At 74.0% G+C, this 11882-nt stretch carries 11 protein-coding genes; 7 read left to right on the top strand and 4 right to left on the bottom strand.

What is annotated here, in order from left to right:
* The first annotated feature begins 70 nt into the window (after positions 1 to 70).
* Both N4P33_RS25470 and N4P33_RS25475 read left to right on the top strand, forming a co-directional pair.
* Entirely contained in the window at positions 71 to 853 is a 783-nt protein-coding gene (locus tag N4P33_RS25470) for a GAF and ANTAR domain-containing protein (RefSeq protein WP_260829081.1), read from the top strand.
* A gap of 50 nt (positions 854 to 903) precedes the next feature.
* Positions 904 to 1179 carry a ribosomal protein L7/L12 gene (locus N4P33_RS25475; RefSeq protein ID WP_260829082.1) on the top strand — a complete coding sequence of 92 codons (276 nt, stop codon included), beginning with the start codon at positions 904 to 906 and terminating at the stop codon, positions 1177 to 1179.
* 27 nt (positions 1180 to 1206) lie between these two features.
* Here the strand turns inward: N4P33_RS25475 and N4P33_RS25480 are convergent, their stop codons facing one another.
* Complete coding sequence (locus N4P33_RS25480; RefSeq protein WP_260829083.1) at positions 1207 to 2028, bottom strand: hypothetical protein; 822 nt, start codon at positions 2026 to 2028, stop codon at positions 1207 to 1209.
* A gap of 348 nt (positions 2029 to 2376) precedes the next feature.
* Here N4P33_RS25480 and N4P33_RS25485 point away from each other — a divergent pair, with 348 nt between their 5' ends.
* The 3 genes from N4P33_RS25485 to N4P33_RS25495 all read left to right on the top strand — a co-directional run bounded on the left by N4P33_RS25485 (position 2377) and on the right by N4P33_RS25495 (position 6235).
* The gene (locus tag N4P33_RS25485) at positions 2377 to 3369 is read left to right on the top strand and encodes a nucleoside hydrolase (RefSeq protein ID WP_260829084.1); all 993 of its coding nucleotides are present in this window, start codon (positions 2377 to 2379) and stop codon (positions 3367 to 3369) included.
* Positions 3370 to 3553: 184 nt separating this feature from the next.
* Positions 3554 to 5257, top strand: coding sequence for a glycoside hydrolase family 13 protein (locus N4P33_RS25490; RefSeq protein WP_260829085.1), 1704 nt, complete (start codon positions 3554 to 3556; stop codon positions 5255 to 5257).
* 210 nt (positions 5258 to 5467) lie between these two features.
* Positions 5468 to 6235, top strand: coding sequence for a carboxypeptidase regulatory-like domain-containing protein (locus N4P33_RS25495; RefSeq protein ID WP_260829086.1), 768 nt, complete (start codon positions 5468 to 5470; stop codon positions 6233 to 6235).
* A gap of 45 nt (positions 6236 to 6280) precedes the next feature.
* Here the strand turns inward: N4P33_RS25495 and N4P33_RS25500 are convergent, their stop codons facing one another.
* From N4P33_RS25500 to N4P33_RS25510, 3 genes are all read right to left on the bottom strand, one after another.
* On the bottom strand, positions 6281 to 6766 hold the full coding sequence (locus N4P33_RS25500) for a hypothetical protein (RefSeq protein ID WP_260829087.1): 486 nt from the start codon (positions 6764 to 6766) through the stop codon (positions 6281 to 6283).
* Between the two features lie 97 nt (positions 6767 to 6863).
* Positions 6864 to 7229, bottom strand: coding sequence for a DUF6479 family protein (locus tag N4P33_RS25505; RefSeq protein WP_260829088.1), 366 nt, complete (start codon positions 7227 to 7229; stop codon positions 6864 to 6866).
* Between the two features lie 216 nt (positions 7230 to 7445).
* Positions 7446 to 8015, bottom strand: coding sequence for a TetR/AcrR family transcriptional regulator (locus N4P33_RS25510; protein WP_260829089.1), 570 nt, complete (start codon positions 8013 to 8015; stop codon positions 7446 to 7448).
* A 75-nt stretch (positions 8016 to 8090) separates the two neighbouring features.
* On the opposite strand from N4P33_RS25510, the gene N4P33_RS25515 reads away from it, so the two are divergent.
* Positions 8091 to 9926, top strand: coding sequence for an ABC transporter ATP-binding protein (locus N4P33_RS25515; protein WP_260829090.1), 1836 nt, complete (start codon positions 8091 to 8093; stop codon positions 9924 to 9926).
* Between the two features lie 460 nt (positions 9927 to 10386).
* The gene (locus N4P33_RS25520) at positions 10387 to 11445 is read left to right on the top strand and encodes a methyltransferase domain-containing protein (RefSeq protein WP_260829091.1); all 1059 of its coding nucleotides are present in this window, start codon (positions 10387 to 10389) and stop codon (positions 11443 to 11445) included.
* Positions 11446 to 11882: the final 437 nt, after the last annotated feature.

Raw genomic sequence — 11882 nt, forward strand, 5'->3', positions numbered from 1 at the left:
GGGGGGCTGTTTCGAGGGGGTGGGAGGAGGGTAGTCGGGGGGCGGTTCGGCCCGGCTTGGTGAGGAGGCGGTGGCCTTGCGGTCCAGGGACGACCCTGATGGCGATCCCGGTCCGGGCCGCGCCCGGGGTCCCGGTGGCCGGGGGTACGAACAGGCGGCCGAGGTGATCGCCGAGGGCGTGCGGGGTGCCCCGCCGGGTGAGGTGCCCGCGCGCTTGTGCACGGTCGCCGTCGATCTGCTCCCCGTGGACGGCGCGAGCGTGTCGCTGCGCAGCGACGGCATGCCGGTGCAGCTCTGCGCGAGCAGCGCGCACGCCGCTTACCTGGCCCAGCTCCAGGCCACCCTCGGCGACGGACCCTGCCGCTGGGTGCTGGAGACCGGCGCCCCCGTGCTCGCCCGCGACATCGCCGCCCCACCGCACACCGACCGCTGGCCCGTCTTCGTCCAGCAGGCCCTCGCCGCGGGCGTCCGGGCCGTCTACGCGCTCCCCCTCGGCAGCGACGCCGTCTGCGTCGGCACCCTCGACCTGTACCGCGACTCCCCCGGCACCCTCAGCGACGACCAGCTGAGCGTGGCCCGGCTCGTGGCCGGCGTGATGACCGTCGCGCTGATGGCGCTGCCGCACGGCGAGGAGTACGAACTCCAGGGCGGCGAACCCTGGCTGAGCGGCCTCGCCGCCGAGCACGACAAGATCTACCAGGCCGTCGGCATGATCATGGCCCAGCTCGGTGTCGGCGCGGACGAGGCCATGGCCCGGCTGCGCGGCGACGCCTTCGCCCACGGCCGCACCGCCCTCGATGTCGCCCGGGACGTGGTGGCCCACCGCCGGCGTTTCGACATCGACACGAGCTGAGGGCGTGCCGCGTCCGTCACATGGCCCTGCGCTGCCTGAAGATGCTGGTCATGGACATAGCAGCGCTTCTTCTCGTGTGTGGAGCGATCTTCAGCATCGCGACCCTCCAGAGCAACCTCTCCCGCACCGAACGCCGTATCGCCCGCGTCGAGCGGAAACTCGACCTGGTCCTCGACCATCTGGGGCTGCACGAGGAACTGCCGAGGGGGGACGAGATCGCCGGGCTTCTGCGGGAGGGCAGGAAGGTTCAGGCGATCAAGGTGTACCGGGAGGTCACCGGCGCCGGGCTCGTCGAGGCGAAGGAGGCCGTGGAGCGTATGGCGTGAGTCGGTGAAGGTGCGCGTGCCGGATGGTCAGACCTCGAGCCGGCCCTGGCGGCGGATCTCCGTCAGCCGTTCCGCGCCGAGTTCCACGACCCCCTGGGACACCTCCGGGGCGATCTCGCCGTAGCCGCCGTTGGTCAGGGTGATCGTGTCCTCGCCGACCCGCACGGCGGCGAGGTCCACGGTCAGATACGTCGGCTCCCCGTCGGCCGTCTCGCCGGTCATGGTGACCCGCAGCGCCGCCCGCGCGTCCCCCGCGTCGGGCAGCTCCAGCTCCTCCACCTCGACGCCCTGCTCTCCCGCCCGTGCCGTCCTCGCCGTGAACTCCCCGCAGGTGTCCGGCAGGGTCCGCATCCACTGCAGCGTGCGGTCCACGTCCTCGGGGCGGTACGAGGCGACCTGATAGCGCAGCTGGCTGCCGTTGTAGGCGTCGTCGAGCGTGACGACGGCGCGCGGTCCGGCCGGGGCGCCGAAGAGTTCCTCCGTGTAGAGCGCGTCCAGCAGCCGCCGGCAGGGCGCGTCCTCCTTCTCGTCCTCGACCTGGGCCTTGAGCAGACCGTCCCGCCAGGTCGCCACGCCCCGGGTCGGCACCCACGGTTCGCCCAGGTCCATCTCCGTGATCAGCGCGGCCCGCAGTTGCGCTTCGGTGAGACCGGCGGGGGGTGCGGTGGAGGGCTGCTCGGCCGCGGGGGCGGCGGTGGAGGCGGAGGCGGTGGCCTCCTGTTCCACGCCGGCGGGGAGCCCGGACCTGACGCGGTCGTCGGCGGTGCAGGCGGCGGTGGTCAGCAGGGCGGTGAGGGAGAGGGCGGAGGCGAGTGCGGCGCGGGTGGCGGTGGCCGGGGCAGGGGTCATCGCGGGGCCTCCTGGGGACGGGCGGGGCGAGATCGGGTGCTGCGTGCTCCTACGGCACCACTGGGCCGGCCGCCGGACCAGCGTGGCGGTCCGAGTGGGTGAGTGTCCGAGGGTGTTGGGGTGCGCAGGAGCTCGGTGGGTTCTGTTTCGTGGGCGGCTGCGGGTCGCCTGTGGCTGGTCGCGCAGTTCCCCGCGCCCCTTGAGGTACGTGCAGTGGACCTACCTGAAAGGGGCGCGGGGAACTGCGCGAGCAACCACGCACCACCCGCAGCCGCCCACACAACCTCACGCCCCTCCCCCTGCCGCGTAAGGTCGTCGCAACGGCCCCGCAGCGATGAAGGAGCCCTCGTGACCGACCCCCGGCCCACCCCCGTGATCATCGACTGCGACACCGGCGTCGACGACGCCCTCGCCCTCCTGTTCGCCGTCCGGCACCCCGCGATCGACCTGCGCGCGGTGACCTGTGTCGCCGGGAACACCGACGTGGACGGCGTCGTCCGCAACACGCTCACCGTGCTGGAGCAGGCCGGTGCGCCCGGCATCCCCGTCGCCCGGGGTGCCGAGCGGCCGCTGATCGAGGCGCCGCGGTCCGCGCGGCACGTCCACGGGCACGACGGCATGGGCGACCTCGGTCTGCCCGCCCCGCAGCGCACGCCGGCCGACGTGGACGCGGTGACGCTGCTGCGCCGGGAGATCCTCGCCTCCCCGCGCCCGGTCACCCTCGTCCCCACCGCCCCGCTCACCAACATCGCGCTGCTGCTGCGCACCCACCCCGAGGTCACCCGGAACATCGAGCGGATCGTGTTCATGGGCGGCGCGGCGGGCACCGGGAACGCCTCGCCGGTCGCCGAGTTCAACGTCTGGCACGACCCGGAGGCGGCGGCGATCCTGCTCACCGCGGACGTGCCGATCACGATGTACGGCCTGGACGTGTTCACCCGGGTGGTCGTGCCAGGCGCCGAGGTACGGCGGCTGCGGGCGAGCGCGGAACCGGGCGTCCGGCTGGCCGGTGAGCTGCTCGCCCACCGCCCGGCCACCCCGGGCAGCCGCCCGGACGACCCGCAGGAGGACGCCGGAGGTCTCGGCGACGCGGGCGCGGTGTGCGCCGTCGCCGAGCCGGAGGGGCTGACGACGTACCGGCTGCCCGTCGAGGTGTGCCTGGCGCCCGGACCGACCCGCGGCATGACGGTGGTGGACCGCCGGGCCCGCATCGGCGAGTCCGAACTGCACGAGGGCACGCGCGAGCAGCCCCTGGTGGACGTGGCCCTGGACGTGGACGTCGAGCGCTACGTGAAGCTGTACCTGTCGACGGTGGAAGGCGGGGCTCCGGCCGCCGGATGACCGCCGGTCCGCGTCCCGGTCCAGATACCCAGCCGGCCGCTGGACACGACAGCGGGGAACGACAAGCCCGCACACGGACGCGGCCGACACCGAGTGGGAATGGCACCTCTCGGGCCGTGTGTTCACTTTTACTGCGGTGTGGACAGATTTCCGCTGTCACCCGCACGCACCCAGAGGAGACCGCGTGACCGATCGCACCCTCCCGCACGGCCCCCGGCCGCACCGACCCGCACCCGACGCCACGCCCGACCTCTCCTCCCGTGACCCCGACTGGTGGCGCCAGGCCGTCGTCTACCAGGTGTATCCCCGCAGCTTCGCCGACGCCGACGGCGACGGACTGGGCGACCTGCGCGGCATCACCCGGCGCCTGACCCATCTCGCCGCGCTCGGCGTCGACGCCCTGTGGCTGAGCCCGTTCTACCCGTCCGAGCTGGCCGACGGCGGCTACGACGTCGCCGACCCGCGCGACGTGGACCCCCGCCTCGGCACGCTCGACGACTTCGACGCGCTGGTCGGCGAGGCCCATCGCCTCGGCCTGAAGGTCATCGTCGACATCGTCCCCAACCACACCTCCCACCAGCACGTCTGGTTCCAGGAGGCGCTGCGCTCAGGACCCGGCTCCCCCGCCCGCGACCGCTACGTCTTCCGCGACGGGCGCGGCGAGCGGGGCGAGCTGCCGCCGACCGACTGGCAGTCCGTCTTCGGCGGCAGCGCCTGGAAGCGGGTGCCCGACGGGCAGTGGTACCTGCATCTGTTCGCCGCCGAGCAGCCCGACCTCAACTGGGCCAACCAGGAGGTCCGCGCCGACTTCCGCACCACCCTGCGGTTCTGGTCCGACCGGGGTGTGGACGGCTTCCGCGTCGACGTCGCGCACGCCCTCACCAAGGACCTCGACGAGCCGCTGCGCGACCTCGGCGCGCCCGAGCTGAGCCGGGAGAGCGCGCTCGCCGACTTCCCGCCCGGCACCCACCCGTTCTACGACCGGGACGACGTGCACGAGATCTACCGCGACTGGCGCAAGATCCTCGACGACTACTCCCCGCCCCGCATGGCCGTCGCCGAGGCCTGGGTGCCGGGCGCCCGCCGCGCCCTGTACGCCCGCCCGGACGAACTGGGCCAGGCCTTCAACTTCGAGTACCTCCAGACGCCGTGGGACGCGGAGGCGCTGCGCCACGTCATCACCGACTCGCTCGAGACGGCGCACGCGGCCGGCGCCTCGGCGACCTGGGTGCTGTCCAACCACGACGTCGTCCGCCATGCCTCCCGCCTGATCCTCCCGCCGGGCACCGACGAGAACGCCTGGCTGCTGTCCGGCGGCCACGCCCCCGAGGTCGACCCGGACGCCGGTCTGCGCCGGGCCCGCGCGGCGACGCTGCTGATGCTGGCGCTGCCCGGCTCGGCGTACGTCTACCAGGGCGAGGAGCTGGGCCTGCCCGAGGTCGCCGATCTGCCCACGGAGGTCCTCCAGGACCCGATCTGGGAGCAGACGGGGCGCGTCCGCAAGGGCCGCGACGGCTGCCGGGTGCCGCTGCCGTGGACGACCACGGGACCGTCGTACGGCTTCGGCCCGGGCGGTGCCTGGCTGCCGCAGCCGCCCGCCTTCGCCGCGTACGCCGTCGAGGCGCAGGACGGAGTGGAGGGCTCGACCCTGGAGCTCTACCGCAGGGCGCTCAGGCTGCGCCGCAAGCTGCTGGACGGCGAGACGCTGCGCTGGGCGCAGGACACCCCGCCGGGTGTGCTCCAGTTCGACCGCGGCGACGGCTGGCGCTGTGTCACCAACCTGTCCGGCACACCCGTCAGCCTCCCGGCCGGCGAGGTCCTGCTGACCAGCACCCCCCTGGAGGACGGCCGCCTGGGCCCGGACACCACGGCGTGGCTGGGCCGCTGAGCGATGCCCCTGCCCCGGCCGGTCGCTTTTCGGGTGGCCGGGGCAGGGGATCCTTCTTCGGCTATGGATGACTGCCGGCTTTTGCCGGGACGTCACCCGGGCGGTCCAGTAGCGGGCTCCGTCCGGGTGGGCGGGCGGTGAGAATCGCGTCGGGGGTGGGTGCGGAGTCGTCCGTATGCCTTGGCCCTACGTCCCGGGAGCCCGTCGACGATGAAGACGTCCAGCAAGACAGCAGCCGCCGGGCTGGTCGCGGCCGGGGTCCTCGTGGGTGCGGGGCTGCTCTCCGGGCCGTCCGCCGCCGCGGTCGACGGCCGGGACGACTCCGTGCTGTGGGGCTCCGTGACGATCCCGCCGGGACGTGAGGGCGTCCTGGAGGTGGCCGGTCCCACCGGCTCGGACCCCGGCGCCGGTGCCACGCTCACGCTGACGGCCCCGGCCGGGACCCGGGTGACGGGACTCCCGCTCGGTGCCGCCGGCTTCACCGCCACGCTCGCCGCCGACGGACGCGACGCGGCGTACACCGCGGCCGGTACGTCCGCCCGGCCGCCGGGGCCCGCGGGCACCTTCCCCTTCGTGCTGGCGATGCCGGTCGACGCGGTGCCGGGAACCCGGCTGAGCGGCTGCACGCTGCGGCTGACCGACGCGCGGGGCGCACTGCGGGCGTCCGGCGCCTGCCAGGTGACCGTGGGGCTCGCCGAACCGGTCCTCACCCGCCCCGAGCCCGGCGTCCCGCTCGGCCCGCGGCCGGAGATCGGCGGTACGGCCCACCCGGGCGCGCAGATCACCGTGCTGGACCAGGAGGAGGCCGAGGTGTGCAGCACGTCCGCCGAGGCCGACGGCCACTGGAGCTGCGTACCGGGCCCGGCCCTCCCGCCCGGCGGCAACCGCCTCCAGGCCGTCGCCACGCTGAACGGCGTGAGCGCGACGAGCGAGCAGATCCAGATCACCGTGACGGACGCGCCGGCGGCGGCTCGGTAGCGCACCGGCCGACAGGCGCTCAGTAGTGCACCGGCCGACAGGCGCTCAGTAGCGCACCGCCCGCTCCACCTTCGCGCGGACCTCGCCGCTGAGGTCGTGCGTGCTGCGGGCGGTGGCCTGCGCGGACTCGCCGGCCGGTACGTCGTCCACGGTGAGGAAGGTGACGTCGAGCAGCCTGTCGTCCGGGTCGGTGAAGTGCACCTCGACCAGGAAGGACCTGGTGGAGTCGGTGGTGTTGCGCACGGTGAGCTCGGCGGTGGTGCGGCCGTCGGAGGCGGTGGTGGGGGAGGCGACGCGGATGTCGTCCTTGACGTCGAAGCCCTGCGTGAACTCGTCGAACCTGCGCCCCGCTTCCGCCGTCGCCGAGGCCCAGCCCTCGGTGGCCCGGGAGGCGAGCGAGGAGGCGGGCGGCGGCGGAGGCTTCTCGTCGTCGGTGCAGCCGGCCGTCACGCCGGCCAGCAGGGCAGCGGGGATCAGCACCCCCACGGCCCGCCCGAGCCGTGCGCGCCGACGGGTGGGATGCAGGGGCATGTGGTCCTCCGGTGTGGGGGTTCCGGCGGTTCGGGGCCCGGGATCACGGTTCGGGGCGCGGGTTCAGGCGTGGCCCGGGATCAGGCGTGGCCCGGGATCACACGTGGCCCGGGCCTCCGCTGCCGAAGCCGCCGCTGGAGCCGGGCTGCCAGCGCTTGCGGGTCTGGTCCTTGCCCGTCCGGGTGCCGGCCTGGTGGATCTCGTACGGCATGAGCCGTCGGCCGTCCTCGGGGACCACCTCGTCCGGCTCGCGTATCTCCCGCTCCTCGTGGACCGGGCCACCGTCCGGCAGCTTCGGCTGTTCCTCGGGGCTCGGATGGTGCACGTCCTTGTCCATGACCCGCATGCCGACCCGTACCGCCCAGATCAACGCGAGGGCCACGACCAGCCCGCCGAGGAAGGCGGCGAAGACGTTCAGCTGATGCTGACTTACGGCCAGTAGTTCATACGTTGCCGTGCTCATGCTCCGATTATCGCCGAGGAAATGAGATAAAGCGCCCGGAATGTCCGAGAGGGGTCGGGTGCGACCCCGTTCGGACCCGGTCGGCGCGCGCCAGGGTCCGGGGCGTGACAGATTGCGGCCAGAGGGAAGGCCGGGACGGGCCGTCGCGTCCCCACGTGTGCAGCTCGGGGCCCGGCCCCGGCCTTCCCGCGTCTCGAGGCGGTGCCTCAGGGGGCTTCAGGGGGCGAACGCCTTGCGCAGGGTGTGCAGGCACAGGCTCAGCGCGGTGTGCTTGGAGATGCCGGCCGTGCGGCTCTGCTCCCACGCCGAGTACAGCAGCGCCCACAGCACGCTCAGCAGCCACTGTGCGTCCGCCTCGGCGTCGACGCGGCCCTCCGCCTGCCCGCGTTCGAGGGTGCGCAGCACCTCCCGGTCGGCCGGGGTCTCCTCCTCCCAGCCGGACCAGTTCATCAGCTGGGGGTTGTCGAAGATCAGGGTGAGCGCGTCGCCCAGTTCGAAGTACTCCTGGCACAGCCGTTCCAGGGCCCGGTCCGCCGGCCCGTCCTGGAGCCGGGCGCGCTCGGTGGCGGCGGCGACCTTGTCGAGGAGGTCCGTGCCGATGGCCGCGAGCAGGTCGGACCGTTCCGGGAAGTAGCGGTGGACGGTGGTCCGTCCGACGCCGGCGGCGGATGCGACGTCGCCCAGTGACGCCGTCGGGGTGGCCGAGAGCAGGGCGACCGCGGCGTCCAGGATCGCCCGCCGGGTCCGCGCGCGCGTGCCGCTCTCGGCGGTTTGCCGTTCAACCATGCGCATACGGTAGCGCCCCGTTCCGGGATGAAATTCGCTTGACCCTTATGGAACATCACTGTTCCACTTGACATCATGAGTGTTCCCGAAGCCACCCCCCGTACACCCGCTCTGCCCCGCCTGCGGATCCTGTGGTCCTTCGCCCGTCCGCACCGCGGTGCGCTGGTCCTCGCGCTGCTCCTGGCCCTGGTGGGGTCCGCGCTGGGCCTGGCCACGCCGATGGTCACCAAGTGGGTGCTGGACGCGCTCGGCGATTCGGCCTCCCTGCGCGGGCCGGTGGTGGCGCTGCTGGTGCTGCTCGTGATCGGCGGCGCCGTGACCTACTGGCAGTGGGTGCTGCTCGGGGTGCTGGGCGAGAAGGTGGTGCTGCGCGCCCGCGAGTCGATGGTGCGCCGCTTCCTGCGGGCCACCGTCCCGGCGGTGACCCGCCGCCCGCCCGGCGAGCTGGTCACCCGCGTCACCTCCGACACGGTGCTGCTGCACGAGGCCGCCACCGGCGCCTTCGTCGGCCTGATCAACGCCACCGTGATGCTCGTCGGGACGCTCGTGCTGATGGGCGTGCTCGACCTGGTGCTGCTGGGCACCACCGCGGCGGCCGTCGCCCTGATCGGCGTCCTGTTCGCCCTGCTGATGCCCGGCATCGCGGTGGCGCAGCGGCGGGCCCAGGAGCATCTCGGGCGGCTCGGCGGGACCTTGGAGGGCACGCTGCGGGCGATCCGTACGGTGAAGGCCGGCCGGGCCGAGGACCGTACCGCCGAACGGATCGTCGCCGACGCGCGCACGTCCGCCGACTTCGGGGTGCGCGCGGTGCGACGGGAGGCGCTCGCCTGGACGATCTCGCTGTCCGGCACCCACCTGGCGATCATCCTGGTGCTCGCCGTGGGCGCGTGGCGGGTGAGCGAGGGGCAGCTGGAGGTCTCCGGTCTCATCGCGTTCCTGCTCTACGCGTTCGGGCTGATGGAACCGATCAGCGAGCTCAGCCAGAACGTCACCACGCTTCAGTCCGGCATGGCGGCGGCGGAGCGTATCCGGGAGACGGAGGAGATGCCGGTGGAGCAGGCAGGTCCGGAACGTGATGCCGCGCCGGACGCGAGCACCGCCCTGCCGGCCCTGCGTGACCCCGCGCCCCGCGCCTCCGCCCCCGTCCTGGAACTGCGCGGCGTGACCGCCGCCTACGGGCCCGATGCCGAACCGGCCGTGCGCGGGATCGACCTCGCCGTCCCGGCGCGCGGGCACCTCGCGATCGTCGGCCCCTCCGGGGCGGGCAAGACCACCCTGTTCTCCCTCATCCTGCGCTTCCTGGAACCGACCGACGGCCGGCTCCTCCTCGACGGCCGCCCGTACCGGGACCTCACCCACGACGCGATACGGTCCCGGCTCGCGTACGTCGAGCAGGACACCCCCATCGTCCCCGGCACCATCCGCGACAACCTCCTGCTCGCCCGCCCGGACGCCACCGAGGCGGAGCTGCGCCAGGTCCTCGCGGACGTGCGGCTGGCCGAGAAGGCCGACAGCCTGGAGGAGGGTCTGGACACTCCCCTGTCCGGCACCGTCGTCTCGGGCGGCGAACGTCAGCGGATCGCCCTGGCCCGCGCCCTGCTGCGCAGCCCGGACGTGCTGCTGCTCGACGAGGCGACCGCGCAGCTCGACGGTCTGACCGAGACCGCCGTCCAGGACTGCATCCGCGCCCGCGCCGCCTGCGGGGCCGTCGTCACCATCGCCCACCGGCTGTCCACGGTGATCGACGCGGACACCATCGTGGTGATGGAGGCGGGCCGCGTCCGGGCAAGCGGACGACACGAGGAACTGCTCGCCACCGACACCCTGTACCGCGAGCTGGTGGAGGCACTGCGGATCACCGCGGCCACCGGGGATCTGCGGGAGCCGCAGGGGGTGGCTGCACGCGAATGAGCCGCGCGCGAGCAAGGGCGCCCCACGAAACAGGCGGCATGTACAGGCCGCTTTGCGAACAGGCCGCCCCCGCGAACAGGCCGTCCGCGAAAAGGGCGCCCCCGCCAGACAGGCCGCATACGGACAGTCCGCCCCAGGAACAGGCCGCCCTGTGAACGAGCCGCCCCGTGAGCGAGCGCCCAGGAACAGTCCGCCCCGCGAACAAGCCGGCCCCGTGAACGAGCCGCCCAGGAACAGGCCGCCCCGCGAACAGCCGCCCACGAACCGGTCGCACGTCAAAGCCGCACGCCAATAAAAGCGCGAGCGCCCGGCGGGCCCCCGCCCCTAGAGTGGCGCCCATGACGTACTTCTTCCGCCTCCGCTAGGACGCCGTCGGCGATTCGCGGAGCTCCCGTCGCCGGCGAGGCGGGGCAGCGGTGTGCGCTGCCCCGAGTCCTGACGTGGGAGAAGCACGATCACCATGCACCCGTCTCTCGTGGCGCGCTGCGTCCGTGGCCTGGAGTCCGTCCTCGCCGCCGAGATCCTCGACCGGGGGCTCGGCACCGTCACCGCGCTGCACCACCGCGCGGTCTACTTCGCACCGACCGCCCCTGCCTGTGCGCCCCGGCCGCGCACCGCCGACGACGTCTTCCTGCTCGCGGCGCAGGGAGCCGACCCCGGCCGCACCAAGCCCGACCTGCCCGCGCTCGCCGGCCTGGCCGACCGCGCGGATCCCGCCCGCCTGCTGTCCCGGCGCCGTGCCCTGACGCGGGCCGCGGACCGGCCCACCGGCATCGACGTCTCCGCGTCGTTCCTCGGCCGCCGCACCTTCAGCCGCTACGACGCCGAGGACGCCGTGGGCGAGGCTCTGTCCCGGCGCATGTCTCTTCCGTACCACTCGCGTCGCACCGGCGATGCGCCCCCGCCGGGCAGCTGGGGATGGCGGCTCACCCTGGACGGCGGCCACGCCACGCTCATGGCGCGCATCGACGAACGGCCCGCGCACCGCCGCCCGTACAAGCACCGGACCGTCCCCGGCACTCTGCATCCGCCGGTGGCCGCCGCCCTGGCCGCGCTCGCGGAACTGCGCCCGGGGCACACCGTCCTCGACCCGTGCTGCGGCGCGGGCACCCTGCTGATCGAGGCGGCCCTCACCCGGCCCGGCGTCCACTGCCACGGCTTCGACCTCTCGCCCGACGCGGTGGCCGCGGCCCGCGCCAACGCCAGGGGCCTGCCGGTCACGGTGCGCCGCTCGGACGCCGGACGGCTTCCCGTGCCCGACGGCTTCGCCGACCGGGTGCTGTGCAACCCGCCGTGGGGCGCACAGGTCCGGCCCGGCGGTGTGCTCGCCGAGGAGCCGTCCCGCTGGTGGGCGGAGGTGCGCCGGGTCCTCGCACCCGACGGCACGGCGGTCCTGCTGCTGCCCGACCCGGCCGCCCTGACCGCCGCCCTGCGCCACCGGCTGACCCCCGTCCACGTCCAACGGGTCCGCCTGGCCGGAGCCCAGCCGTTCATGATCCGCCTCAGACCGGCCGACTGACCGCCGCCCTGCTCGCGTTCTGGAGTTCGGCCACGTCGCCACGTTCCACCGCGGACCCCGCCCGAGGGCGCGGGGAAGGCGACACGGTCTCCTTCACACGCGTGGCAACGCCGGAGGTGCGTCTGCCGCGGCCCTTCCGGTGGGTGCGCGGCGCTCCAGGTGCCGCACCAGGTCCAGGGCCGGTCATCATATCGAGTGTTAATCGGCCCATGATCCATCCGCGTCTTGGACGGAGGGCCCACCGTCCTGCTGTTCTCGGCGCATGGACACCCAAGTCGACTTCACCCGGACCGGCCCCGGTCCCGGCCGCCGCCGCCCGCGCCGGGCGGTGGTCAAGGCGCTCGTCGCGGTGGCGGTGGTGGCCGCCCTCGCCGTGGGCGGGGCGTACGCGGCCGGGATCGGCCCCTTCGCGGACGACGGCCCCGACCCCGAGGCGA

This window comes from Streptomyces sp. 15-116A (genome assembly GCF_025290915.1).
Taxonomy (GTDB): Bacteria; Actinomycetota; Actinomycetes; order Streptomycetales; family Streptomycetaceae; genus Streptomyces.